The 23,790-nt window shown below is 34.7% G+C and carries 32 protein-coding genes; 6 read left to right on the forward strand and 26 right to left on the reverse strand.

What is annotated here, in order from left to right:
• Positions 1–5: 5 nt before the first annotated feature.
• The 24 genes from rplO to rpsL form a co-directional block, all read right to left on the reverse strand.
• A complete protein-coding gene (gene rplO / locus AC1Q5Z_RS21960; RefSeq protein ID WP_179002200.1) occupies positions 6–458 on the reverse strand; it encodes a 50S ribosomal protein L15 in 453 nt (150 codons plus the stop codon).
• An 11-nt stretch (positions 459–469) separates the two neighbouring features.
• Complete coding sequence (rpmD, locus tag AC1Q5Z_RS21965; RefSeq protein ID WP_008464315.1) at positions 470–652, reverse strand: 50S ribosomal protein L30; 183 nt, start codon at positions 650–652, stop codon at positions 470–472.
• Positions 653–662: 10 nt separating this feature from the next.
• Entirely contained in the window at positions 663–1,187 is a 525-nt protein-coding gene (gene rpsE / locus AC1Q5Z_RS21970; protein WP_085949269.1) for a 30S ribosomal protein S5, read from the reverse strand.
• Positions 1,188–1,190: 3 nt separating this feature from the next.
• Positions 1,191–1,541, reverse strand: coding sequence for a 50S ribosomal protein L18 (rplR, locus tag AC1Q5Z_RS21975; protein ID WP_035650451.1), 351 nt, complete (start codon positions 1,539–1,541; stop codon positions 1,191–1,193).
• Positions 1,542–1,552: 11 nt separating this feature from the next.
• Positions 1,553–2,095: a 50S ribosomal protein L6 gene (gene rplF / locus AC1Q5Z_RS21980; RefSeq protein ID WP_198857780.1), complete on the reverse strand. Its 543-nt coding sequence runs from the start codon at positions 2,093–2,095 to the stop codon at positions 1,553–1,555.
• Between the two features lie 18 nt (positions 2,096–2,113).
• Positions 2,114–2,512: a 30S ribosomal protein S8 gene (gene rpsH, locus AC1Q5Z_RS21985; protein ID WP_008464306.1), complete on the reverse strand. Its 399-nt coding sequence runs from the start codon at positions 2,510–2,512 to the stop codon at positions 2,114–2,116.
• Positions 2,513–2,617: 105 nt separating this feature from the next.
• Positions 2,618–2,887, reverse strand: a complete 270-nt coding sequence (rpsN, locus tag AC1Q5Z_RS21990; protein WP_008464305.1) for a 30S ribosomal protein S14 — start codon at positions 2,885–2,887, stop codon at positions 2,618–2,620.
• Positions 2,888–2,890: 3 nt separating this feature from the next.
• Positions 2,891–3,442 (reverse strand): 50S ribosomal protein L5, encoded by a 552-nt coding sequence (gene rplE, locus AC1Q5Z_RS21995; protein WP_017495015.1) that lies wholly within the window; start codon positions 3,440–3,442, stop codon positions 2,891–2,893.
• Positions 3,443–3,444: 2 nt separating this feature from the next.
• On the reverse strand, positions 3,445–3,759 hold the full coding sequence (gene rplX, locus AC1Q5Z_RS22000; protein ID WP_008464300.1) for a 50S ribosomal protein L24: 315 nt from the start codon (positions 3,757–3,759) through the stop codon (positions 3,445–3,447).
• Positions 3,760–3,770: 11 nt separating this feature from the next.
• Positions 3,771–4,139 carry a 50S ribosomal protein L14 gene (rplN, locus tag AC1Q5Z_RS22005; protein WP_007803649.1) on the reverse strand — a complete coding sequence of 123 codons (369 nt, stop codon included), beginning with the start codon at positions 4,137–4,139 and terminating at the stop codon, positions 3,771–3,773.
• Between the two features lie 2 nt (positions 4,140–4,141).
• Entirely contained in the window at positions 4,142–4,402 is a 261-nt protein-coding gene (rpsQ, locus tag AC1Q5Z_RS22010) for a 30S ribosomal protein S17 (RefSeq protein ID WP_008464298.1), read from the reverse strand.
• 17 nt (positions 4,403–4,419) lie between these two features.
• A complete protein-coding gene (rpmC, locus tag AC1Q5Z_RS22015; RefSeq protein WP_008464297.1) occupies positions 4,420–4,611 on the reverse strand; it encodes a 50S ribosomal protein L29 in 192 nt (63 codons plus the stop codon).
• Positions 4,612–4,623: 12 nt separating this feature from the next.
• Positions 4,624–5,049, reverse strand: a complete 426-nt coding sequence (rplP, locus tag AC1Q5Z_RS22020; protein WP_008464295.1) for a 50S ribosomal protein L16 — start codon at positions 5,047–5,049, stop codon at positions 4,624–4,626.
• A 19-nt stretch (positions 5,050–5,068) separates the two neighbouring features.
• Complete coding sequence (gene rpsC, locus AC1Q5Z_RS22025; protein ID WP_008464292.1) at positions 5,069–5,827, reverse strand: 30S ribosomal protein S3; 759 nt, start codon at positions 5,825–5,827, stop codon at positions 5,069–5,071.
• Positions 5,828–5,832: 5 nt separating this feature from the next.
• Complete coding sequence (gene rplV, locus AC1Q5Z_RS22030; RefSeq protein ID WP_007803631.1) at positions 5,833–6,246, reverse strand: 50S ribosomal protein L22; 414 nt, start codon at positions 6,244–6,246, stop codon at positions 5,833–5,835.
• A 6-nt stretch (positions 6,247–6,252) separates the two neighbouring features.
• Entirely contained in the window at positions 6,253–6,531 is a 279-nt protein-coding gene (gene rpsS, locus AC1Q5Z_RS22035) for a 30S ribosomal protein S19 (protein ID WP_008464288.1), read from the reverse strand.
• A 6-nt stretch (positions 6,532–6,537) separates the two neighbouring features.
• Positions 6,538–7,362 carry a 50S ribosomal protein L2 gene (gene rplB / locus AC1Q5Z_RS22040; protein ID WP_008464287.1) on the reverse strand — a complete coding sequence of 275 codons (825 nt, stop codon included), beginning with the start codon at positions 7,360–7,362 and terminating at the stop codon, positions 6,538–6,540.
• Positions 7,363–7,371: 9 nt separating this feature from the next.
• A complete protein-coding gene (rplW, locus tag AC1Q5Z_RS22045; protein ID WP_198857781.1) occupies positions 7,372–7,662 on the reverse strand; it encodes a 50S ribosomal protein L23 in 291 nt (96 codons plus the stop codon).
• Positions 7,663–7,669: 7 nt separating this feature from the next.
• A complete protein-coding gene (gene rplD, locus AC1Q5Z_RS22050) occupies positions 7,670–8,299 on the reverse strand; it encodes a 50S ribosomal protein L4 (protein ID WP_198857782.1) in 630 nt (209 codons plus the stop codon).
• Positions 8,299–8,916: a 50S ribosomal protein L3 gene (gene rplC, locus AC1Q5Z_RS22055; RefSeq protein WP_144217592.1), complete on the reverse strand. Its 618-nt coding sequence runs from the start codon at positions 8,914–8,916 to the stop codon at positions 8,299–8,301. Before rplC ends, rplD begins: the two co-directional genes overlap by 1 nt.
• Positions 8,917–9,321: 405 nt before the next feature.
• Positions 9,322–9,627: a 30S ribosomal protein S10 gene (rpsJ, locus tag AC1Q5Z_RS22060; RefSeq protein ID WP_007803605.1), complete on the reverse strand. Its 306-nt coding sequence runs from the start codon at positions 9,625–9,627 to the stop codon at positions 9,322–9,324.
• 10 nt (positions 9,628–9,637) lie between these two features.
• Positions 9,638–11,794 carry an elongation factor G gene (gene fusA, locus AC1Q5Z_RS22065; RefSeq protein ID WP_111364460.1) on the reverse strand — a complete coding sequence of 719 codons (2,157 nt, stop codon included), beginning with the start codon at positions 11,792–11,794 and terminating at the stop codon, positions 9,638–9,640.
• 11 nt (positions 11,795–11,805) lie between these two features.
• The gene (rpsG, locus tag AC1Q5Z_RS22070) at positions 11,806–12,282 is read right to left on the reverse strand and encodes a 30S ribosomal protein S7 (protein WP_026727879.1); all 477 of its coding nucleotides are present in this window, start codon (positions 12,280–12,282) and stop codon (positions 11,806–11,808) included.
• Between the two features lie 24 nt (positions 12,283–12,306).
• Positions 12,307–12,690, reverse strand: a complete 384-nt coding sequence (gene rpsL, locus AC1Q5Z_RS22075) for a 30S ribosomal protein S12 (protein ID WP_007136570.1) — start codon at positions 12,688–12,690, stop codon at positions 12,307–12,309.
• Between the two features lie 182 nt (positions 12,691–12,872).
• On the opposite strand from rpsL, the gene AC1Q5Z_RS22080 reads away from it, so the two are divergent.
• The 6 genes from AC1Q5Z_RS22080 (at position 12,873) to AC1Q5Z_RS22105 (ending at position 22,296) form a co-directional block, all read left to right on the forward strand.
• Positions 12,873–14,573, forward strand: coding sequence for a BamA/TamA family outer membrane protein (locus tag AC1Q5Z_RS22080; RefSeq protein WP_492446830.1), 1,701 nt, complete (start codon positions 12,873–12,875; stop codon positions 14,571–14,573).
• Positions 14,574–14,657: 84 nt separating this feature from the next.
• Positions 14,658–17,912 (forward strand): SusC/RagA family TonB-linked outer membrane protein, encoded by a 3,255-nt coding sequence (locus AC1Q5Z_RS22085; RefSeq protein ID WP_198857783.1) that lies wholly within the window; start codon positions 14,658–14,660, stop codon positions 17,910–17,912.
• A 3-nt stretch (positions 17,913–17,915) separates the two neighbouring features.
• The gene (locus tag AC1Q5Z_RS22090; protein ID WP_198857784.1) at positions 17,916–19,382 is read left to right on the forward strand and encodes a SusD/RagB family nutrient-binding outer membrane lipoprotein; all 1,467 of its coding nucleotides are present in this window, start codon (positions 17,916–17,918) and stop codon (positions 19,380–19,382) included.
• A gap of 22 nt (positions 19,383–19,404) precedes the next feature.
• Positions 19,405–20,625: a hypothetical protein gene (locus AC1Q5Z_RS22095; protein ID WP_345158236.1), complete on the forward strand. Its 1,221-nt coding sequence runs from the start codon at positions 19,405–19,407 to the stop codon at positions 20,623–20,625.
• Between the two features lie 79 nt (positions 20,626–20,704).
• Positions 20,705–21,439: a 23S rRNA (guanosine(2251)-2'-O)-methyltransferase RlmB gene (rlmB, locus tag AC1Q5Z_RS22100; RefSeq protein ID WP_198857786.1), complete on the forward strand. Its 735-nt coding sequence runs from the start codon at positions 20,705–20,707 to the stop codon at positions 21,437–21,439.
• A 53-nt stretch (positions 21,440–21,492) separates the two neighbouring features.
• On the forward strand, positions 21,493–22,296 hold the full coding sequence (locus tag AC1Q5Z_RS22105; protein WP_345158232.1) for a DUF2490 domain-containing protein: 804 nt from the start codon (positions 21,493–21,495) through the stop codon (positions 22,294–22,296).
• Between the two features lie 2 nt (positions 22,297–22,298).
• Here AC1Q5Z_RS22105 and AC1Q5Z_RS22110 read toward each other — a convergent pair whose 3' ends face one another.
• On the reverse strand, positions 22,299–22,802 hold the full coding sequence (locus AC1Q5Z_RS22110; RefSeq protein WP_492446833.1) for a hypothetical protein: 504 nt from the start codon (positions 22,800–22,802) through the stop codon (positions 22,299–22,301).
• Between the two features lie 57 nt (positions 22,803–22,859).
• Positions 22,860–23,627, reverse strand: coding sequence for a rhomboid family intramembrane serine protease (locus AC1Q5Z_RS22115; RefSeq protein WP_492446835.1), 768 nt, complete (start codon positions 23,625–23,627; stop codon positions 22,860–22,862).
• Positions 23,628–23,790: the final 163 nt, after the last annotated feature.

Below are 23,790 nucleotides of genomic sequence, written 5' to 3' on the forward strand. Positions count from 1 at the left end.
ATAAGTTATATAGTTACAGCTTCTCCACCAGCAGCTTCAATAGCAGCTTTTGCAGTAGCAGTAAATTTGTGGGCAGTTACTTTTAATTTTGCTTTCAATTCTCCTCTACCTAAAATCTTAACGATTTCATTTTTAGTAGCTAGACGATTTGCTACGAATTCTGCCATAGAAACAGAATCAGTAATTGCACCGTTATCAACTAATAATTGAAGAGTATCTAAATTAACACCTTCGTATTCTTTACGATTGATGTTTTTGAAACCAAACTTAGGTACACGTCTTTGAAGTGGCATCTGCCCTCCTTCAAAACCAATCTTTTTAGAATAACCAGAACGAGATTTTGCTCCTTTGTGTCCACGTGCAGCGGTACCACCTTTTCCAGAACCTTCTCCTCTACCTAATCTTTTATTTTGATTGTGTGTAGATCCCTCAGCAGGTTGTAAGTTACTTAAATTCATAACAGTATTTGTTATTTAGCTTCTTCAACAGAAACTAAGTGTTTAACTTTGTTTATCATCCCAAGGATAGCAGGATTTGACTCATGCTCCACAACTTGTCCAATTTTACGTAGACCTAAAGCTTCCAAACCTCTCTTTTGAGAAAGAGGGCAGTTGATTTTGCTTCTTACTTGTTTTACTAATAATTTAGCCATAATTTCCTAATTAACCTTTAAAAACTTTCTCTAAAGAAACGCCTCTTTGTTTTGCAACAGTATGAGCGCTTCTCATTTGCAATAAAGCATCAAAAGTTGCTTTTACTACGTTATGCGGATTTGACGATCCTTGAGATTTAGACAATACATCGTGAATACCTACTGACTCAAGAACCGAACGAACAGCTCCACCAGCAATAACCCCAGTACCATGAGAGGCTGGAATTAAGAATACACGTGCACCACCAAATTTACCTTTTTGTTCGTGAGGAACAGATTGTCCATTCAAAGGAATTCTAACTAGGTTTTTCTTAGCATCTTCTACTGCTTTCGCAATTGCTTCAGAAACGTCTTTAGATTTTCCTAATCCGTGACCAACTACTCCATTTTCATCACCTACAACTACAATAGCAGAAAAACCAAAAGCTCTACCTCCTTTTGTAACTTTAGTAACACGATTAACACTAACTAGACGATCTTTTAATTCAAGACCACTAGGTTTTACCAATTCTACATTTTTGTATTTAGACATAATATATTAGAATTTAAGTCCAGCGGCTCTTGCGCCTTCTGCTAATGATTTAATACGACCGTGATACAAATACCCACCTCTATCGAAAGTGATAGTATCAATCCCGGCTTTTAACGCTTTCTCCGCAACTAGTTTTCCAACAGCAGCAGCTACTTCAACGTTAGTACCTTTTCCTATTTCTTTTTCTCTAGAAGATGCAGCTAAGATAGTAACTCCATTTACATCATCAATGATTTGAGCGTAAATTTCTTTATTACTTCTAAATACAGAAAGTCTTGGTCTTGCAGCAGAACCACTAACCGATTTTCTAATTCTGAATTTAATTCTCTGTCTTCTTTCAGATTTTGTTAATGACATAATCTTATATTTTAAGCTGATTTACCTGCTTTTCTTCTTAATACTTCACCCACAAATTTAACACCTTTTCCTTTGTATGGCTCTGGCTTACGGAATCCTCTGATTTTCGCAGCAACTTGACCTAAAAGTTGTTTATCAAATGATGTTAATTTTACGATAGGGTTCTTACCTTTTTCAGATATTGTTTCTAAACTTACTTCAGGAGCAATTTCTAAAACAATATTGTGAGAATATCCAAGAGCTAAATCTAATTTTTGACCTTGGTTTGAAGCTCTATAACCAACTCCAACTAATTCTAGTTCTTTTGTGAAACCTTCAGAAACACCAACAATCATATTATTGATCAAAGATCTAAATAATCCGTGTTTTGCTCTATGGTCTTTATGATCAGACGATCTTTCAACTAAAACTTGATCGCCTTCAACTTTTACAGCTACGTCCGAAAACTCCTGAACTAGTTGACCTTTTTTTCCTTTTACTGTAATAATACCGTCTTTAACTTCAACAGTTACACCAGCAGGGATTACAATTGGGCTTTTACCTATTCTTGACATCTTATCTAGTGTTTAAAATTAGTATACGTAACAAATTACCTCACCACCTACATTTAATTGCTTAGCTTGTTTTCCAGTCATCAAACCTTTTGATGTAGAAACAATAGCAATTCCTAATCCATTAAGGATTCTAGGTAATTTGGCAGCACCTGCGTACTTACGTAAACCAGGTTTACTAATTCTTTGGATATCTTTGATTACAGGCTCTTTAGTATCTTTATCATACTTCAAAGCAATTTTGATAGAACCTTGTACTGTGTTCTGCTCAAATTTGTAACTTAAGATGTAACCTTGATCAAATAAGATCTTAGTTATCTCTTTTTTTAGATTAGAAGCTGGAATTTCAACAACTTTGTGGTTTGCAGCCACAGCGTTACGAACTCTAGTCAAATAATCTGCAATAGGATCTGTATACATATGTATTTGATTGCGATTATGGTTTTCGGGAAACACTCGTTTCCCGAACCTTTAATCAATTAAAAATTATTTTTTGGTTTGCAAAAGTAATAACTTATTGCGAGATTACCAAGAAGCCTTTTTAACTCCTGGAATTAACCCATTGTTAGCCATTTCACGGAAAGTTACACGTGAAATACCGAATTGACGGATATAACCTCTAGGTCTACCTGTTAATTTACAACGGTTGTGTAAACGAACTGGTGAAGCATTTTTAGGCAATCTTTGTAAACCTTCGTAGTCTCCAGCTTCTAATAAAGCTTTTCTCTTCTCAGCATACTTAGCTACCGTTTTCTCTCTTTTCACCTCGCGGGCTTTCATTGATTCTTTAGCCATGTCTTAATTCTTTTTAAAAGGTAATCCTAATTCAGCCAATAATGACTTTGCTTCCTTATCAGTTTTTGCAGTAGTAACAAAAGTAATATCCATTCCTGAAATTTTGTTTACTTTATCAATATCAATTTCTGGGAAAATGATTTGCTCTAAAACTCCAAGATTGTAGTTACCTCTTCCGTCGAAACCAGTAGCTTTAATACCGCTGAAATCTCTAACACGTGGCAAAGCTGAAGTAATAAGTCTATCTAAAAACTCATACATTCTTTCTCCGCGTAAAGTAACTTTTGCTCCAATAGGCATTCCTTTTCTCAATTTGAAAGACGCAACATCTTTCTTAGAGATTGTAGAAACTGCTTTTTGTCCAGTGATCTTTGTTAACTCATCAACTGCATAGTCAATAAGTTTTTTATCAGATACAGCTGCACCAACTCCACGGCTCAAAACGATTTTTTCAAGTTTTGGAACTTGCATTACGTTTGTATATCCGAACTCTTCTTTAAGAGCAGAGATTACTCTACTCTTATATTCTTCTTTTAGTCTAGGTGTATATGCCATTACTATAGTACTTGATTAGATTTTTTTGAAAATCTTACTTTCTTATCTCCTTCTACTCTAATACCTACTCTAGTTGTCTCCTTAGTTTTAGGATCAATTAAAGCAATGTTAGAAATTTGAATAGAAGCCTCTTTCTTAACGATACCACCTTGAGGGTTTTTAGCACTTGGTTTAGTGTGTTTTGAAACCAAGTTCACACCTTCAACTATCGCTTTGTTTTTTTCACGGTAAACACGTAAAACTTTACCTTCAGCACCTTTATGGTCTCCAGCAATAACCCTTACGATATCTCCTGATTTTATTTTTAGCTTTATCATCTTAAAACGAATTAAAGCACTTCTGGTGCTAATGATACAATTTTCATGAATTGTTTTTCACGAAGTTCTCTTGCTACCGGACCAAAAACACGAGTTCCTCTCATTTCCCCTGCAGCATTCAAAAGAACACATGCATTGTCATCGAAACGGATATAAGAACCATCGGCTCTTCTCACTTCTTTTTTAGTACGCACAACAACTGCAGTTGAAACAGCTCCTTTCTTAACGTTTCCGTTTGGAGTTGCATCTTTGATAGAAACTACAATTTTGTCACCAACAGAGGCATATCTTCTTTTAGTACCTCCTAAAACACGAATAGTTAAAACTTCTTTAGCTCCCGTGTTATCTGCTACTTTTAGTCTTGATTCTTGTTGTACCATAATTATTTAGCTCTTTCTAAGATTTCAACTAATCTCCAACATTTTGTTTTACTTAAAGGACGCGTTTCGCTAATTCTTACAGTATCACCAATGTTACAGTCGTTTTTTTCGTCGTGTGCAACATATTTTTTTGTTTTCAACACGAACTTACCGTATAATGGGTGTTTTACTTTTCTTACTTCAGAAATAACGATAGATTTATCCATCTTATTTGAAGTAACAACACCTATTCTTTCTTTTCTTAAATTTCTTTTTTCTTCCATCTTTCAGCAGAATACAATTATTGTAACTCTCTTTTAGTTAACTCTGTAGCTAATCTTGCAACTGTTCTTCTAACGCTTCTAATTTGAAGTGGGTTAGCAATTGGAGAGATAGCATGAGCCATTTTTAGGTCAGCATATACTTTCTTAGTTTGACTAAGCTTTTCTTGCAACTCCGCTGCAGAAAGATCTTTTATTTCTGATTGTTTCATAATAAATATAAATTATGCTTCGAAATCTCTAGCAACGACGAACTTAGTTTTTACTGGAAGCTTTTGAGCTGCAAGACGTAACGCCTCTTTTGCAACTGACAAAGGAACTCCTCCAACTTCAAACATAATTCTTCCTGGTTTAACAACAGCAGCCCAATACTCAACTGCTCCTTTACCTTTACCCATACGTACTTCAAGAGGTTTCTTAGTAATAGGTTTGTCTGGGAAAATTTTAATCCATAATTGTCCCTCTCTTTTCATGTAACGAGTTGCAGCGATACGTGCAGCTTCGATTTGACGAGAAGTTAAGAACATTCCATCTTCATGTACAGATTTAATACCAAACATTCCATTTGAAAGCTCATGCCCTCTTTGAGAGTTACCTTTCATTCTACCTTTTTGTACCTTACGGTATTTTGTTCTTTTAGGCTGTAACATTTTTCTTTAGTTTAAAAATTTACTTTCTTTTACGAGCGTCTGGTTTTCCACCTTTGTTAAAGTTAGATTTGCCTCTAGGAGCATCTCCACCTTTTCCACCACCTGTACCAGATTGTTTTTTATCCATTCCAGCAAGTGGAGAAAGTTCTCTCTTACCGTAAACTTCACCTTTCATGATCCACACTTTAATTCCCATTCTACCGTAAGTAGTATGAGCTTCAGCAAGAGCATAATCAATGTCAGCTCTGAAAGTTGATAGAGGAATTCTACCTTCTTTGAAACCTTCCGAACGCGCCATCTCAGCTCCATTCAAACGACCAGAAATCAAAACTTTGATACCTTCAGCGTTCATACGCATAGAAGCAGCAATAGCCATTTTGATTGCACGTCTGTAAGAAATACGGCTTTCGATTTGACGAGCGATGCTTGTCGCCACAAGATAAGCATCTAACTCAGGTCTTTTGATTTCAAAGATGTTGATTTGAACCTCTTTGTCAGTAACTTTCTTAAGTTCTTCTTTTAACTTGTCTACCTCTTGTCCACCTTTTCCGATAATGATACCAGGTCTAGCAGTAGTGATAGTAACGGTTACAAGTTTCAAAGTTCTCTCGATGATTACTTTTGATACACTAGCTTTTGATAAACGAGCATGGATATACTTTCTGATTTTGTGATCTTCGGCTAATTTATCACCGTAATCATTTCCACCATACCAGTTTGAGTCCCATCCTCTGATGATACCAAGTCTATTTCCAATTGGATTTGTCTTTTGTCCCATGCTGCTTAAGAATTGCTTTGTGTGTTATTGATAGCTCCAAGCACGATTGTTACGTGATTAGAACGTTTTCTGATTCTGTGTGCACGACCTTGTGGAGCTGGACGAAGTCTTTTTAACATCATTCCACCATCTACTCTGATCTCTTTAACAAATAATCCAGCTTCTTCTAAATTACCTTCACTATTTTTTTGCTCCCAGTTATTGATTGCAGATAATAATAGTTTTTCTAATTTTCTTGAAGCTTCTTTAGAACTGAATCTTAAAATGTTAAGTGCTCTTTCTACCTTCTGACCTCTTACCAAGTCCGCTACTAAGCGCATTTTTCTAGGTGAAGTAGGGCAGTTATTCAATTTTGCGAAAGCGATAGACTTATTAGCCTCTTTTCTCGCATCTGCTGTTTCTCTTTTACGAACTCCCATTGCTTCTTATTTTTTACCTTTATTTTTTGCTCCAGCATGACCTCTAAAAGATCTAGTTGGTGAAAACTCTCCTAATTTGTGACCTACCATGTTTTCTGTTACGTAAACTGGTACAAATTGACGGCCGTTATGAACTGCGATAGTTTGTCCAACGAAATCTGGAGTAATCATTGAAGCTCTAGACCAAGTCTTAACAACTGCATTTTTACCACTTTCTACGTTTTCTTGAACTTTCTTGTCTAATTTATAATGAACGAAAGGTCCTTTTTTTAATGAACGTGCCATATCTTATTATTTCTTTCTACGTTCTACGATATACTTGTTACTCGGGTTTTTCTTAGAACGAGTTCTGTAACCTTTAGCTGGCAATCCGTTTCTTGAACGTGGGTGCCCTCCAGAAGAACGTCCTTCACCACCTCCCATAGGGTGATCAACTGGGTTCATCGCTACTGGTCTAGTTCTAGGTCTTCTTCCTAACCATCTTGTTCTACCTGCTTTTCCAGATACAACTAATTGATGGTCAGAGTTAGAAACAGCTCCAATTGTAGCCGAACAAGTTAACAAGATTAATCTTGTCTCACCAGATGGCATTTTAATTGTTGCATATTTCCCGTCTCTTGCCATTAACTGAGCAAAAGTTCCAGCTGAACGAGCAATAACAGCTCCTTGTCCTGGACGTAACTCAATACAAGATATAACAGTTCCAAGAGGAATTCTGCTTAAAGGTAATGTATTACCAATCTCTGGTTGAGATTCTGGTCCAGAAACTAATTTCTGACCAACTTTCAATCCATTTTGAGCGATAATATAAGTTTTCTCTCCATCAGCATAAGCTAACAAAGCGATGAACGCAGTACGATTTGGATCGTATTCAATTGATTTCACTGTAGCTGGAATTCCATCTTTAGTTCTTTTGAAATCGATGATACGATATCTCTGCTTGTGACCACCACCCGTATAACGCATGGTCATCTTTCCTTGACTATTTCTACCTCCAGAGTTTTTTATCGGCGCTATCAAAGAGCGTTCCGGCTTATCAGTTGTAATGGCGTCATAACCATTCACAACTCTAAATCGCTGACCTGGGGTAATAGGTTTTAATTTTCTTACTGACATTTTTCTATCTTAGATATTGTTGTAAAAATCAATTGTTTCTCCTTCTTGTACTTGTACAATTGCTTTTTTATAAGCATTTGTCTTTCCACTGATTAAACCACTTTTAGTGTATTTAGTAGATCTATCTGGTCTCACATTCATTGTGTTAACAGAAACGATAGTTACTCCATAAGCAGCCTCAACAGCTTTCTTAATCTCAACTTTGTTTGCTTTTTTGTTAACAACGAATCCGAAGCGGTTTAGAACTTCACTTTCTTTGGTTACTTTTTCCGTTACTATAGGCTTAATAATGATGCTCATATTCCTATTATTTACTTAAATTTTCTTCAATTAACTCTAAAGAACCCTCTAAAAGCACTAAATTATTAGCATTCAATATTGCGTAAGTGCTTAATTCTGAGCTAGTTACAACATTTGAAGCCTTTAAATTACGTGACGACAAATATACGTTTTTATTTGACTCACCCAACACAAATAGAGATTTTTTACTCTCTAACCCTAAAGCTTTCAAAACGTTAATGAAATTTTTAGTGTTTGGCGTTTCAAAATTAAAGTCTTCTAAAACTACAATATTTGACTCTTTTGCTTTGATTGAGAAAGCTGATTTTCTAGCCAATCTCTTCAATCCTTTATTCAATTTGAATGAATAACTTCTTGGTCTTGGTCCGAAAACTGTTCCACCACCTTTAAACAATGGATTCTTAACACTTCCTGCACGAGCAGTACCAGTTCCTTTTTGTTTTTTAATCTTACGCGTACTTCCAGTTACTTCAGCTCTTTCTTTAGCTTTATGAGTACCTTGTCTTTGATTAGCAAGATATTGCTTAACATCAAGATATACAGCGTGATTGTTTGGCTCAATTGCGAATACTGAATCAGAAAGTTGAACTTTTCTTCCAGTATCTTTTCCGTTGAAATCTAATACTTTTACTTCCATTACTTCTGAATGATTACATAAGAGTTTTTGTGCCCAGGAATACATCCTTTAACAACAAGTAGATTCTTTTCAGCAACTACTTTTAAAACTCTAAGGTTTTGAACTTTTACATTTTCTCCTCCCATTCTTCCAGCCATACGCATTCCTTTGAATACTCTAGATGGATAAGAAGAAGCTCCTACAGAACCTGGCGCTCTTAAACGGTTGTGCTGACCATGAGTAGCTTGTCCAACACCACCAAAACCGTGACGTTTAACAACACCTTGGAAACCTTTACCTTTAGACACACCTTGTACATCTACAAATTCTCCTTCTTCAAAAATAGTAACATCAATAAGATCTCCTAATTTTTGTTCAGTTGCAAAATCTTGGAATTCAACGACTTTTTTCTTAGCAACAGTTCCAGCTTTTTTAAAGTGACCTAAAGCCGCTTTAGTAGAATGTTTCTCGTTTTTGTCATCGAAACCAAGTTGCAACGCTTCATACCCGTCAACCTCGTTGGTTCTGACTTGGGTAACAACGCATGGCCCAGCTTCGATTACTGTACAAGGAATGTTTTTCCCGTTTTCGTCGAAAATACTAGTCATGCCGATTTTCTTACCAATTAACCCAGACATAAATATTAATTATTAATTACTAAAATTCCCTTCAATTTGAAAATAACAGAAATTTCCAAACAGGGAGTGCAAAAGTAGACATTAAAATTGAATATACCAAACAGTTACAAAAATTAAATCGCTCATAATCAAAATCCAAGCTCAAAAGCAACACTAAAAACAACTTAGATTATTCAAAATTTCAACCTATTTTTTCCAACACACAAACAAACTACACTTAACAATTAACCAACAAAATCATAACAAAAAAATCCTGCATCACTTTAAAACAAAGGCCTTTAAAGAAATTCATTAGAAAAATTCAAAACTAAAACTTCACAAAACCAACCAACTAAAGGCATTTTTAAAAACAAAAAAAAGCGAGACATTTCTGACTCGCTTTTTATAAAAAAAAATATAAAAAAATTATACTTTTATCTCTACTTCAACACCACTTGGCAATTCAAGTTTCATTAAAGCATCAATTGTTTTAGATGAAGATGAATAAATATCAATCAATCTCTTGTATGACATTACTTCAAATTGCTCTCTCGCTTTTTTGTTAACGTGCGGAGAACGCAATACAGTGAAAAGTTTTTTGTGAGTTGGCAACGGAATTGGACCTGTTACAACCGCTCCAGTAGTTTTTACTGTTTTTACGATCTTTTCAGCAGATTTATCCACTAACATGTGATCGTAAGATTTTAGTTTTATTCTGATTTTTTGACTCATTTTCTTAAAATTAAGCGTTACCTTTTGCTTTTTTGATTACCTCTTCTGAAATATTAGAAGGTGTTTCTGCATAGTGAGAGAACTCCATTGTTGAAGTAGCTCTACCAGAAGATAATGTTCTTAATGTAGTTACATAACCAAACATTTCTGATAAAGGCACATCAGCTTTGATAGTCTTAGCACCATTTCTATCACCCATGTCATTAACTTGACCTCTACGACGGTTCAAGTCACCTACGATATCACCCATGTTTTCTTCAGGAGTAATAACTTCGATTTTCATGATTGGCTCAAGAATAACAGCTCCAGCAGCACGTCCTGATTCTTTATAACCCATTCTTGCAGCTAATTCAAAAGAAAGAGCATCAGAATCCACAGGGTGGAAAGATCCGTCTAATAAAGTTACTTTTAAACTATCAACAGCATATCCAGCTAATGGACCTGTTTTCATCGCTTCACGGAAACCTTTTTCAACAGCAGGGATATATTCTTTAGGAACGTTACCACCTTTAACTTCATTTACAAACTGTAATCCAACTGGAACTTTACCATCAACTTCATCAGCAGGCTCGATTCTAAATACGATATCACCGAATTTACCACGACCTCCAGATTGTTTTTTGTAAGTTTCTCTATGCTGAGCAGATTTAGTAAACGCCTCTTTGTATTCTACTTGCGGCTCACCTTGGTTAACCTCTACTTTAAACTCACGCTTCATACGATCAACTAAGATATCTAAGTGAAGCTCACCCATACCAGAAATAATAGTTTGACCTGAAGCCTCATCAGTTCTTACAGTAAACGTTGGATCCTCTTCAGCCAATTTAGCCAAAGCCATACCCATTTTATCAACGTCAGCTTTAGTTTTAGGCTCAATAGCAATACCAATTACTGGCTCTGGGAATTTCATAGATTCCAAGATAATTGGACTCTTTTCATCACACAAAGTATCTCCAGTTTTGATATCTTTAAATCCTACAGCAGCTCCAATATCTCCAGCCTCAATAAATTCGATTGGATTTTGTTTATTAGCGTGCATTTGGTAAATACGAGAAATTCTCTCTTTGTTACCAGAACGAGTATTTAAAACATAAGAACCAGCATCTAAACGTCCAGAATAAGCACGGAAGAAAGCTAAACGACCTACGAATGGGTCAGTAGCAATTTTAAATGCTAAAGCAGCAAACGGCTCTTTTACATCTGGGCGACGTAAGATTTTAGTTTGATCTTCTTCTAATAATTCAGCATCATCAGGGTGAATTCCTTCGATACCTTCTTTATCTAATGGAGATGGTAAATATTTACAAACAGCATCTAACATGAATTGAACTCCTTTGTTTTTGAAAGAAGAACCAGCAAGCATAGGAATGATTGCCATATCAATAGTAGCCGCTCTTAATGCATTGTTGATTTCTTCCTCTGTAATAGAGTTTTCATCTTCCATGTATTTATCCAAAAGATTCTCGTCGTAAGTTGCGATCTCTTCGATAAGGATAGAACGGTAGTGTTTTACATCATCAACCATATCAGCTGGGATATCAACAATATCAAAAGTAGCTCCCTGAGTTTCATCATGCCATACAATAGCTTGATTTTTCACTAAGTCAACGATACCTTTAAAATCTGCTTCATCACCAATAGGCAAAGTAATCGCAACCGCATTCGATTTCAACATATCTTTAACCTGTCCGCATACAGCTAAAAAGTTAGCACCTTGACGGTCCATTTTATTTACGAATCCCATACGAGGAACTCTATATTGATCAGCAAGTCTCCAGTTAGTTTCTGATTGAGGCTCAACACCATCAACAGCACTAAATAAGAAAACTAAACCATCAAGTACACGTAAAGAACGGTTTACCTCTACAGTAAAGTCAACGTGTCCAGGAGTATCAATAATATTAAAGTGGTATGGTAATGATTCTGGAATAACTTTACCTTGTACAGTTGGAAAGTTCCAAGTACAAGTTGTAGCAGCTGAAGTAATTGTAATACCTCTTTCTTGCTCTTGAGCCATCCAGTCCATTGTTGCAGCACCATCGTGCACCTCACCAATTTTGTGTGACTTTCCAGTATAAAAAAGAATACGCTCAGTTGTTGTTGTTTTACCAGCATCAATGTGAGCAGCGATTCCGATATTTCTTGTATATTTTAAATCTCTAGCCATTTCTTTACGAATTAAAATCTAAAGTGAGAGAATGCTTTATTAGCTTCTGCCATTTTGTGAGTATCCATTCTTTTCTTAACCGCAGCACCTTCTTCTTTAGCAGCAGCTAAACACTCAGAAGCTAAACGTTGTGCCATAGATTTTTCATTTCTTCTTCTAGAATAAAGTATTAACCACTTCATTGCCATAGAAATTTTTCTGTCTGGACGAATTTGCATTGGGATTTGGAATGTAGCTCCACCAACTCTACGGCTACGTACTTCTACGTGAGGCATAACGTTAGTTAAAGCATCTTTCCAGATCTCTAATGAAGTTTTCTCATCATTTTGCTTTTTAGTTTCGATGATATCAATTGCATCATAAAATACTTTAAAAGCTGTAGATTTCTTACCATCCCACATTAAGTTGTTCACAAAACGTGTAACTAATTGGTCATTAAACCTTGGATCCGGTAAAAGTGGTCTTTTCTTTGCCGCTCTTTTTCTCATGTCTTTTTCTTAAAAGTTTTTAAATTACTTTTTTGCTTCTTTTGGGCGTTTAGCACCGTACTTAGATCTTCTTTGCGTTCTTCCTGCAACTCCTGACGTGTCAAGCGCTCCACGAACGATATGATATCTAACACCTGGTAAATCTTTTACCCTTCCACCTCGCACTAATACTATCGAGTGCTCTTGTAGATTATGTCCTTCTCCTGGGATGTAAGCATTCACCTCATTACCATTTGTCAAACGTACACGCGCAACTTTACGCATTGCAGAGTTTGGTTTTTTTGGTGTAGTAGTGTAAACACGCGTACAAACCCCTCTTCTTTGAGGACAAGAATCTAAAGCAACCGATTTACTCTTCTTAGTGATCTGAGTTCTTCCTGTTCTTACTAATTGTTGAATTGTTGGCATAATTAATACTAAAAATTATTATGTTTATTAAATTCCCGCTTTTTACGGGGTTGCAAATGTATAAAATATTTTTCAGTATACAAACGTTAAATCATTAATTTTCAACAACATTATTTATATCTATGATTTAACAAAGAAACATTAGATATTTGCTTTACATTTAACTAACAAAACAATTGCTTTTGAAACAATTTTATTACATACTCATTTTTCTCTTATCGGCTAATTGTTTTGCGCAATCTTTCTACCTTAATATAAACGGAATTAATAAAAAACAGAATCAAACCATTGACTCGATTTCTTACACAAAAAAACATCCAAATATTAAATCAATAAACAGCGAAATTACGACAGTAATAAACAGACTTGCAAAACAAGGCTATATCGACTCTAAAGTCCTGGAAAACAAAAGAAAAAACGACACCATATATAACGTTTTAATAGATCTAAAAAACAGAATAAAAGAAGTACATATATATATAGGTATAAATAGTTTTTCTTATGAGTCAAAAAAAACAGAAAATGACAGCATAATCATACCTTATTCAGAACTTGAAAATTTCTTAAATCAAGAAATATCAGAGAATGAAAAAGCAGGTTTTGCATTTTCTAAAATCAAACTACAAAATATCAAAAAAAAGAATTCGATAATTTACGCTGACTTAAATTTTAATTCCGAAAAAAAACGAACCCTAAATTCCATTATTATAAATTATACAAATCCTGCTTTAAAAGATTATTTTCCGAAAGGAGCAGTAAAACAACTAAACAAAAAATACCTAAACAAAACTTTCAATCAAGAAACTGTCAAAAAACTTCATGATGACATCAATAGCTTTGAGTTTGTTTCTCAACCTAAATACCCAGAAATTTTATTTACACCAGACTCAACCAAAGTCTATACCTATCTTGACAAAAGGAAAGCAAACAATTTTGATGGTTATATTGGTTTTTCTAATGACGAAAACAAAAAGCTAATATTAAATGGCTACCTAGATATTTCATTAACCAATATACTTCGAGCTGGCGAAAAATTTTCCTTATACTGGAAAAGCGACGGAAATCAACAAAAAACTTTCAACACAAAGCTTGAGATTCCATATCTATTTCAATCACCACTTGGAATAAAGGCACAATTAAACATTTTTAAACAAGACAGTACTTTTCAGAATACAAAAACAGATATTAATCTCGGCTATTATTTAAACTACAATTCTAAAATCTATCTTGGTTATCAGTCAACCGAATCGAGCGATATTCAAAACGCCAACAATTCTACAATTAGCGATTTCAACAATTCCTATCTAACATCCACATATGAATACAAAAGAATTGATCCAAATAATAGTTTAATGCCTGGAAAAGCATTTTTAAGCACAATCTTAGGTTTTGGAAAACGAGAAACAAATAATGATCCTGAGACCGCAGATCCAAGCAAACAATTCTATCTAAATTTAAATGCAACATATAATTTTGAACTAAACAGCAAAAATTACATTAACATAAATTCTCAAAATTTTTACTTAGACAGTAAAAATTACATTTCGAACGAATTATTTCGATTTGGCGGAATGAACTCAATTAGAGGATTTTCAGAAAATAGTCTTCAAGCAAACTTTTATTCTGCAATTCTTACAGAATATAGATATATGTTTTCAAAAAGCGCATACATTCATTCAATTACGGATTACGCTATATATCAAGACTTAACCAATATTTCAAATCCTAAAAAAATTAAGAATTTAATAGGAATCGGGATAGGTGCAGGAATACAAACAAAAAACGGAATTTTACGAATTATTCTCACGAATGGTCAGGAAAATCAGCAAGAAATACAATTATATAACACTATCGTAAACATATGTTATAATGTTAAATTTTAAAGTTTACCAAAAAAAGATTTTTATTTATTAGGAAAGTTAACAAATTATTAAGAGTTTTGCGATACTAATTCAAAATATTTAAAAATGAAACTAAAGTTCAATGGATTCTTAGTGCTTTTATTAGTACTAGTTGCGCAACTTTCTTTTGCGCAAGAAAGAGCTGTTTCGGGAACAGTTTCTGACAATGCAGGGATGCCTCTACCAGGTGTTAGTGTATTAGTTAAAGGAACCAAAGCTGGAACGCAAACCGATTTTGATGGTAAATATACTATCAAAGCATCATCAAGCCAAGTATTGGTATTTAGCTACATTGGGATGAAAACTCAAGAAATAGCTGCAACTTCATCAACAGTTAACGTAAAATTGGCTGGAGATGCTCAAGAACTTGAAAGCGTTGTAGTAACAACAGCTTTAGGTGTTAAAAGAGAGAAAAAATCTCTTGGTTATGCAACACAAGAGGTAAAAGGAGGAGATTTAAGAAACGGTACTTCTAGTGGTAACTTCTTAAACGAACTTTCTGGTAAAGTTGCCGGTGTTAACATTACAAGAAACACTAACTTTGGAGGTTCTACAAGTGCAATTTCTAGAGGGGTTAAAGCTATTGGTCAAAGTAATGAGATGTTAATCGTTATTGATGGTATGCCAATCAACAACGCTAACAACACAAACGACGGAACAACAGCTCAATCATCAGGATCTAGAGGATTTGACTACGGTAATAACGCGATGGACATTAATCCAGAAGATATCGAAAGTGTGAACGTATTAAAAGGTGCTGCGGCTTCTGCATTATACGGATACTTAGCTGGTAACGGGGTTTTAATGATTACAACTAAAAAAGGTAAAGCTAGAAAAGGATTAGGAATCACTGTTTCTTCTGAAGTAGTAACTGGTAGTCCTGACAAAAGCACTTTCGTTAAATACCAAAAAAATTATGGAGCTGGATACGGTGCTTCTTTTGACACTACACAAGATATTAACGGTGACGGTGTAAATGATAGAGTAGTTCTTATGGGAGATGATGCTTCTGTAGGTAACCGTTTTGATCCTTCATTGAATGTTTACCAATGGGATGCATTCTCTGCATACCCAGGAAATGCTAACTACGGAAAAGCAACTCCATGGCAAGCTGCTGCAAACGATCCTTTCACTTTCTTCAAAAACTCACTTTCTTTAGTGAACAGTATCTCTTTTGAAGATGGAAATGAAAAAACAAATGTTGTATTTAACTATACAAATACTGACCAAACTGGTGTTTTAATTAATAGTGAATTAAGAAAAAACAACTTCAGTTTAAAATTAAACCACCAATTTACAGACAGATTGTCTTTAAGTACTTTTGCTAACTTTTCTGCACAACAAACAGTTGGTAGAAACATGACAGGATACAGCGACAACTTAGTTTCTGGTTTCCGTCAATGGTGGCAAACAAACGTTGATATTAAACAATTACAACAAGCATACAACAATTCAGGCGGACAAAACATCACTTGGAACAGAACTTCTGTTGACGATGGATCTCCTGCATACTGGAACAACCCTTACTTTGAGCGTTACCAAAACTACCAAAACGATAGTAGAAATCGTTTTATCGGTTATGCAAACTTAACGTACAAAATTACAGACTGGCTTTCTGCAACTGGAAAAATCTCTACAGATACTTATTCTGAGATTCGTGAAGAAAGAGTTGCTGTAGGATCTGTTGCAAAAACTTTTGGTATCAATGCTCTTGACGAGACTTCAGGATACCAACGTTACAATGGTAACTTCTCTGAGCAAAACTATGACTTGATCCTTACTTACAACAAAAAATTCGGAGAAGATTTTAGTTTAAGTGGAGTAGCTGGGGGAACAATAAGAAACACTTATTTCAACCAAATTACAGCTTCTACTCAAGGAGGTTTAATTATTCCAGGTATTTACAGTTTATCAAACTCTAAAGCTGCAAGCCCATACCCATACGAAAGAGAAACTAAAGCTTCTGTTAACAGTTACTACATTTCAGCTTCTTTAGGATACTTAGACACATATTTTATCGATGCAACTGCTCGTAGAGATGCTTTCTCAAACTTGCCTGCAAGCGACAATAGCATCCCAAGTTATTCTGTTTCTGGTAGCTGGGTTTTCTCTAAAAACATTGATGCTAGCTGGTTAAGTTTTGGTAAATTAAGAGGAGGTTACTCTGAAAGCCCATTAGGAACACCTGCATTAGCATTGGTTGATACTTATACAAAATACGATCCGTTCAACAATAACCAAATGTATTCTGTAAACTCTATTAAAAACAATCCAGATCTTAAACCTATTAAAACTAATACACAAGAGATCGGTCTTGAGATGCAATTCTTAAACAGAAGAGTTGGATTTGACGTGAGTTTATACAAAAACGTGAATGACGGAGAAGCTGTAAGAGTACCTTACTCAACTGCTACAGGTTATACTTCTAAATATGTTAACGCTGCTACAGTAGAAAACAAAGGTATCGAGGTTCAATTCAACGTTACTCCTATTAAAACAAATAGTTTTTCTTGGGATGTTAATGTGAACTGGTCTAAAAACGAAAACATGGTTACAGCTTTGGCTGATGGTGTAAGTAACTTACAAGTATCTTCTTTCCCTGGTACAGTAACTTTAAATGCTGTTGTTGGACAACCATTTGGTGTATTGAAAGGAACAGATTATACTTATGATGCTAACGGACAAAGAATCGTTAACCCAGCAACTGGTAGATACGTAATCAATACTTCTACAAACAATATTATTGGAAACATCAATCCTGATTGGATTGGAGGTATCCGCAACAAATTCGCATACAAAAACTTATCTTTCAGCTTCTTAATCGATGTTAAACACGGAGGAGATGTTTTCTCTACTGACCAATGGTACGGAGTTGGAACTGGTTTAACTGACGAAACAGGTGGAAACAATGATCTTGGAAATCCAAAAAGAAATAGTTTAGTAAATGGTGGTGGTGTTATCCTTCCAGGTGTATACGCTGATGGAACTCCAAACACAACAAGAACTGCTTACTCTACAGGTGGAGCTATTACAAATGCTTACACTAACGGACCAAGAAGTCAATTTGTTTACGATGCTGGATTTATCAAATTAAGAGAGGTAAACATTACTTATACTTTACCATCTTCATTAGTTCAAAAAATGAAATTAGTTGATGCTAGAATTTCACTTATCGGATCTAACTTATGGATCATCCAAAAGAATCTTCCAGATGCAGACCCAGAAAGTGGATTAGGATCTAACGTAGGATCTCAAGGACTTTCTATCGGTTCTTTACCAACAACTAGAAATATTGGTTGTAACTTAACAATAAAATTCTAAGCTATGAAAAATAGACTAATAATATTAATATCGTTCATTGCCTTATTTTCATCTTGCTCTGATGATTTTGGGAACATGAACCAAGACACAAAAAACCCTACCACTACTTCTCCTGAATTTTTATTTACAAATGCAGAGAAATTCATGATGGATCAGGTTACTAGCACATCTGTTAACTTCAACGTATTCAGATTATATGCTCAGCAATGGACAGAAGTACAATACCCACAAGAAACTCAATATGACCTTACTGGACGTACAATTCCAGATCGTCACTGGGCTACTTACTACCGTGATGTACTAAGAGATTTTAAAGAAGCTAAAACACTTTTGCTAGAGCAAAAAGCAAGCTACACTGGAACTGCTGATGGTTTAGTGGTAATTGAAAATAAACTTGCAATTATCGACATTTTAACTTCTTACTGCTATGGTATCTTAGTTGATACTTTTGGAGATGTTCCTTACACAGAAGCTTTAGATATTGAAAATCATCCACAACCTAAATATGATGATGCTCAAACTATCTACAGAGATTTACTTACTGTATTAACTAATGCATCTCATAAATTAGATCAATCTGCTGACAGTTATGGTAGTGCTGACCTTATTTACGGTGGTAACACTGCAAAATGGGCTAAGTTTGCTAACTCTCTACGTTTCAGAATGGCTATCATGATGGATGACGTTGATCACGCTTACGCCAGCACACAAGCTTTAGCGGCTAAAGAAGATGGATTAATCACATCTAGTGCTGATGGTGCTTACATGCCTTACGCTACAAATACAACAAATAACAACCCGTTATATCTTGACTTAGTAGCTAGTGGACGTAATGACTTCGTTCCTGCTGATACATTTGTTAACAAATTGAATGCTCTTTCTGACCCAAGAAGATCTAAATACTTCACTGAGTACCCAGAAGGATCAGGACAATACAAAGGTGGTGTATACGGAACAGTTAACATTTACGGAAACTTCTCTCACATTACTGAAACTATTAAAGATCCAGTTTATCCAGGTGTAATTTTCACATACTCTGAAGTTGAATTCTTATTAGCTGAAGCTGTAGAAAGAGGTATCGCTGTTGGAGGTACTGCTGAATCTCACTATAACGCTGCTGTAACTGCATCTTTACAAGATTGGGGTGTAGCTGCTGGTGATATCGCTGCTTACTTAACAAGATCTGATGTAGCTTATGCTACTGCAACAGGAACTTGGAAACAAAAAATTGGAGAACAATCTTGGATTGCTTACTATAATAGAGGTTTTGAAGCTTGGACTTCTTACAGAAGATTAGACTTCCCTGCTTTAGTTGCGCCACCTGTAACATTTGGTGACATCACTGAAGTTCCAAAACGCTACTCTTATCCAGGAATCGAGCAGACATTAAACGCTGCAAACTTAGAAGCTGCAGTTGCAAAATTGGGTAACAATGCTGTAACTACTAAACTTTTCTGGGACAAACACTAATATTATATTTAACAGTACAAATATGAAAAAATACATTAAACAGATAGCTGCATTTGCATTTATTGCAACTTTAGCTTCATGTTCTGCAGATGACAATATGGAATTTGCAACTACAGGAGGTAATGCAGTTCCAACAACGACTAGTATAAGTCGTTTGGATAACAACTACAACCTGCCACTTAACACATACACTAAAGAAGGTGTAACTGTGACTAAAGTTGAAATTTTCAAAAATGCTGCAAAAACACCTCCAACAGATCCTATCGTATTTGGAGACAAAGTAGCAGATGCAACTTTAAGTGAAGGAAAAGCTACTTTCAATACTTCTACATTAGGAAGTTTCGATAATTTCCCAGTAACTGAAGGTGGTGTAACAACTTTAACTGGAAAAACAGGAACGTTTGAATTAGCAATTCTTGCAACTTATTCTGATGGAACAACATCAAGAGCTCCTTTTTCTTTAGTAGTTGGAAAAGCAATTACTTGGCAAGTAGTAAACGCTGATGGAGATCTTGTAAACAGTACTTCAAGTGGTATCTCAGCAATTAAATTTAATGATCCTGCTGCTTATGAAGTGCATATCGCTCCACTTACTAAAGCTGCTACAACAATCACAAGTATTGTTGGACAATGGTCTAAAAATGATACTGGTACATTTACTAATTTACCTGGAACATTGCCTGCTACTAAACAGACTATAGATTTGAATAGTTATCCATATTCTACTTATGGTGGAATTGTTGCTGGAGATAAAATTACTTACAAATTTATTATAACTTCAGGAACTCAAACAGATGAGATTACTACAACAGTAACTTTTGCTGATCAAGTATTTGGTGCTTCTCACAATGGAAACATTTCTGATAGTGAGTCAACATTCAGTTTCAAAACTGGAGACCATGAAGCTTCTGAAATTGATTTCGTTAGCCCATTTGGTTTCGCTACATCAGAAGGAGTTAGTATCGATTTCGTAAAAGACAATACTGTAAACTACTCAACTGCTAACTTATTTGCTGCTGAGAATGCTTACAATGCAGGTACTAAAGTTACATCTTTAACTAATTTGGTAGTTGGTGATGTTATTGTTTACAAAATCACAAGATCAGTAAACTTTGGAACTGAATCAGATCCAGATTTCCAAGATGTTCTTTACACTGGAATCATCAAAATTACTGACAAAGTTCAAGGAACTACAAGTCAAGAATTGAAATTCTCATACAAAGAAGGAGTTTTAGCTGACTAATTCTTCTTTTAACAATGAAACTAAACCATCCCAAATTGGGATGGTTTTTTTTTATATAAACATTACCTATATTTGTCCAATGGAAAAAGAACATCAAATATTTGGCATTAGAGCCATCATAGAAGCGATTCAAGCAGGAAAAGAAGTGGATAAAGTTTTCATTCAGAAAGACATTTCTGGTGAACTTATGAAAGATTTAATGAAGGTAATGAAACGTGCAAACGTAAACTTCTCTTATGTTCCTGTAGAAAAATTAAATCGTCTTACACCAAATAATCACCAAGGTGCAGTAGCAACCATCTCTCCTATTGGTTTTATTGATTTAGAGCATTTAGTAGAATCTACAATTGAGTCTGGCAGCAAGCCTCTTTTTCTAATATTAGATCAAATATCAGATGCTAGAAATTTTGGCGCTATTATTAGAACAGCAGAATGTACTGGAGTAAATGGAATCATTATACAAAAAGCAGGTTCAGCTCCTGTAAACGGTGATACTGTTAAAACTTCAGCTGGAGCTGTATTCAATGTGCCTATCTGTAAAGTTGAACATATAAAAGATGCTATCTTCTATTTGCAAGGTTCTGGAATTAAAACAGTAGCAGCAACTGAAAAAACAGATCAAAACATATATGACATATCATTATCAGAACCATTAGCCATTATTATGGGATCTGAAGACCGAGGAATAAATCCTTCTGTTTTAAAAATAGTAGACGAAAAGGCCAAGCTACCAATGTTCGGCTCAATAGGATCCTTAAATGTATCTGTTGCCTGTGGTGCTTTTCTATACGAAGCTGTTAGACAAAGAATCTAAAAAATACATTGAGAGATTAAGATGCGAATGAAATAATTAAATACCTTTAATTAATGCTTTCAAAATCTAATTCAAAATCAAAAATTACAATATTCCGATGCCTGTTTGTAATTCTATTAATTACAAACAGCTACGGACAAAATACTACGTATAATCAGTTTTGGAATGAATTACAGTTCAATCAGACTTTAAGCAAAAAGTGGGCAACCGAAATTGATTTTGCTGCAGCTTATAGCAGTTCCGAATCATCTCCAAATTTATTCGAAAACACTATTCAAAGATCCATTAGAGGTTGGGGACATTATTACTTTTCTCCCAGATGGAAACTCTCCGCCTTTGTTGCCTATTTCAGCAATAGAGATGTTCCCGAAATTGGTCAGTTCGAATCTCCCGAATGGCGCTTTGCTCTTCAAGGCATTTATTATTTTCACAAAACAGGCTACACTTTAAGTACAAGAATGCGTACTGAATATCGTCATATTAAAAATGATGATGATCAATATGAAAATGTTTTTAGATATCGACAACAGATTAAATATATACAGCCCATTAACAGTAAATTTTTAAGAAGCGGAGTCGTATATGCGATTGCATCAGATGAACTTTATTTTAAATCTGGAGCAAATGTTACTGGAGAAAGTTTTTTTGATCGAAATCGATTCAATATTGGTGCTGGTTATTTATTTACAGATGATTTTCAGGTTGAATTAACGTATTGCAACGAATATCTTCCAAGAAATAATGGAAACCAAACAACCAACGCCGCTTCGCTTACTATAAGTTTCAATAATTTTTTTCGAAACCTTAAAAAGAAAATTGAAGCCAAAAAACATCCTGAAGTAAAAGACGAAGAATAAAGTTAGTTTTCTTCTTTCTTCAAAAAGCATTTAAGCTGTTCAACAATAGCGTTTTTATGAAGCTTAAAATTATAGCTTCTCACAAATTCAGTTCCCTGCATATTGATATCTGCACTTACAGCTTCGTAATTAGAAAATGCATCAAGATCTTTATCGTCAATCAAATAAAGTACCTGCATTATAGAATCGTTACGTCGATATTGAGTATCGTAATGTGCTAGCTTATATGTTTTGTTATCTGCTAGAAGAATTATTAAATCCTCCTTAATTTTTTTCCCTTCTTTCTTATCAGGAAAAGGCGTGGGCTGCAGTGCTACGAAATAATGTTCTTTGTCTGTAACAATATTAATTTTCAACGATTTTGATTTTGTAGTGTAAAAAGCTGCTGGCTCAAAATAGTAGATCATACTCCCATCTGCCTGCACCCTATTTTTTATTTCACATTGAGCAACGCCTTTCGCATTAAAAACAAAAAACAAAAATAAAACGACAATCTTCATTTCCATAATGCTCAAAATTAAATTGTTAGTTTAACAAATTTACTCTTTTTATTTCAAAGAAAATTACTGGTCAGCTTCTTCTTCTTGATCAGCTTTTTTAATTACTATATAATTTACAGGATGGCTTGACGAAAAATACTGAATTTGTTCTTCTTCGTTTTCATGAGAAAAAGTAACGAAATTTCCGTTTTCATCAAAATGTTTCATAAAAGGATCAAGACTAGGATCAAAATCTGGACGTTGCCAATCGTAAACAATTGGTTTTGCATATTCGGGCGCTTTGTAAAATAAAGTCAAAACAAAACCCGTAATAAGTCCTGCTAAATGCCCTTCCCAAGAAATAGATTGATCAACATCGGGAAAAACATACCATATCATTCCGCCATAAAGCAAAATCACAGTTAAGGATAATGCAACCAATCTATAATATTTAGTCTGAATACCTTTAAAAAAAATAAAACTAACCAAAACATAAATTAATCCGCTTGCTCCAATATGAAAATTCTCTCTTCCTACTACCCAAGTAATCAATCCTGAAAATATTATTCCATAACTTATAACTCCAAAAGTTTGTTTTGGATAAAAAAACTGCATCGCCGCCAATAGTATTACAAGCGGAATACTATTATTGTATAAATGATCTAAATTTTCATGAATGAATGGACTGAAGAAAACACCTCGCAGTCCAATAAAATCACGAGGATAAATTCCGAATCGGTAAAAATCAAAATCAAAACGAATCTGAAGCCAATATATTATCCATAAAAAAAGGACAAAAAACAATGGAAGTCCAATAACCGAATTTGAAAACTTAAAATTAGTGTCGCTCATATTTTTAGAAAATAACATCTAACAGAACTCAAAAAACTATCCAAAAATAATTTACTGATATTTTGTCATACCAAGATAAAGAATTGTCTCAAATCAGAACAATCGATCTCTCCATGAACTGTTTTAACTTTTGAATGAATGAAATTTAAATCTTAAAATAGTA

The organism is Flavobacterium sp. GW823-FHT06G12 (genome assembly GCF_058794775.1).

Bases quoted from the DNA above. Each gene is read 5' to 3' on its own strand.
- rplC (WP_144217592.1), bottom strand. From the start codon at position 8,916: ATGTCTGGGTTAATTGGTAAGAAAATCGGCATGACTAGTATTTTCGAC.
- rpsJ (WP_007803605.1), bottom strand. From the start codon at position 9,627: ATGAGTCAAAAAATCAGAATAAAACTAAAATCTTACGATCACATGTTA.
- AC1Q5Z_RS22110 (WP_492446833.1), bottom strand. From the start codon at position 22,802: ATGGAAATGAAGATTGTCGTTTTATTTTTGTTTTTTGTTTTTAATGCG.
- rplF (WP_198857780.1), bottom strand. From the start codon at position 2,095: ATGTCAAGAATAGGTAAAAGCCCAATTGTAATCCCTGCTGGTGTAACT.
- rplX (WP_008464300.1), bottom strand. From the start codon at position 3,759: ATGATAAAGCTAAAAATAAAATCAGGAGATATCGTAAGGGTTATTGCT.
- fusA (WP_111364460.1), bottom strand. From the start codon at position 11,794: ATGGCTAGAGATTTAAAATATACAAGAAATATCGGAATCGCTGCTCAC.
- rplV (WP_007803631.1), bottom strand. From the start codon at position 6,246: ATGGGAGTTCGTAAAAGAGAAACAGCAGATGCGAGAAAAGAGGCTAAT.
- rpmD (WP_008464315.1), bottom strand. From the start codon at position 652: ATGGCTAAATTATTAGTAAAACAAGTAAGAAGCAAAATCAACTGCCCT.
- rplP (WP_008464295.1), bottom strand. From the start codon at position 5,049: ATGTTACAGCCTAAAAGAACAAAATACCGTAAGGTACAAAAAGGTAGA.
- rplE (WP_017495015.1), bottom strand. From the start codon at position 3,442: ATGGCATATACACCTAGACTAAAAGAAGAATATAAGAGTAGAGTAATC.
- rpsC (WP_008464292.1), bottom strand. From the start codon at position 5,827: ATGGGACAAAAGACAAATCCAATTGGAAATAGACTTGGTATCATCAGA.
- rpsH (WP_008464306.1), bottom strand. From the start codon at position 2,512: ATGTATACAGATCCTATTGCAGATTATTTGACTAGAGTTCGTAACGCT.
- rpsG (WP_026727879.1), bottom strand. From the start codon at position 12,282: ATGAGAAAAAGAGCGGCAAAGAAAAGACCACTTTTACCGGATCCAAGG.
- rpsS (WP_008464288.1), bottom strand. From the start codon at position 6,531: ATGGCACGTTCATTAAAAAAAGGACCTTTCGTTCATTATAAATTAGAC.
- rplW (WP_198857781.1), bottom strand. From the start codon at position 7,662: ATGAGCATCATTATTAAGCCTATAGTAACGGAAAAAGTAACCAAAGAA.
- rpsL (WP_007136570.1), bottom strand. From the start codon at position 12,690: ATGCCAACAATTCAACAATTAGTAAGAACAGGAAGAACTCAGATCACT.
- rpmC (WP_008464297.1), bottom strand. From the start codon at position 4,611: ATGAAACAATCAGAAATAAAAGATCTTTCTGCAGCGGAGTTGCAAGAA.
- rpsN (WP_008464305.1), bottom strand. From the start codon at position 2,887: ATGGCTAAAGAATCAATGAAAGCCCGCGAGGTGAAAAGAGAGAAAACG.
- AC1Q5Z_RS22085 (WP_198857783.1), top strand. From the start codon at position 14,658: ATGAAACTAAAGTTCAATGGATTCTTAGTGCTTTTATTAGTACTAGTT.
- rpsQ (WP_008464298.1), bottom strand. From the start codon at position 4,402: ATGGAAGAAAAAAGAAATTTAAGAAAAGAAAGAATAGGTGTTGTTACT.
- rlmB (WP_198857786.1), top strand. From the start codon at position 20,705: ATGGAAAAAGAACATCAAATATTTGGCATTAGAGCCATCATAGAAGCG.
- AC1Q5Z_RS22095 (WP_345158236.1), top strand. From the start codon at position 19,405: ATGAAAAAATACATTAAACAGATAGCTGCATTTGCATTTATTGCAACT.
- AC1Q5Z_RS22105 (WP_345158232.1), top strand. From the start codon at position 21,493: ATGCTTTCAAAATCTAATTCAAAATCAAAAATTACAATATTCCGATGC.
- rplR (WP_035650451.1), bottom strand. From the start codon at position 1,541: ATGTCATTAACAAAATCTGAAAGAAGACAGAGAATTAAATTCAGAATT.
- rplD (WP_198857782.1), bottom strand. From the start codon at position 8,299: ATGGAAGTAAAAGTATTAGATTTCAACGGAAAAGATACTGGAAGAAAA.
- rplN (WP_007803649.1), bottom strand. From the start codon at position 4,139: ATGGTACAACAAGAATCAAGACTAAAAGTAGCAGATAACACGGGAGCT.
- rplB (WP_008464287.1), bottom strand. From the start codon at position 7,362: ATGTCAGTAAGAAAATTAAAACCTATTACCCCAGGTCAGCGATTTAGA.
- AC1Q5Z_RS22115 (WP_492446835.1), bottom strand. From the start codon at position 23,627: ATGAGCGACACTAATTTTAAGTTTTCAAATTCGGTTATTGGACTTCCA.
- AC1Q5Z_RS22090 (WP_198857784.1), top strand. From the start codon at position 17,916: ATGAAAAATAGACTAATAATATTAATATCGTTCATTGCCTTATTTTCA.
- rplO (WP_179002200.1), bottom strand. From the start codon at position 458: ATGAATTTAAGTAACTTACAACCTGCTGAGGGATCTACACACAATCAA.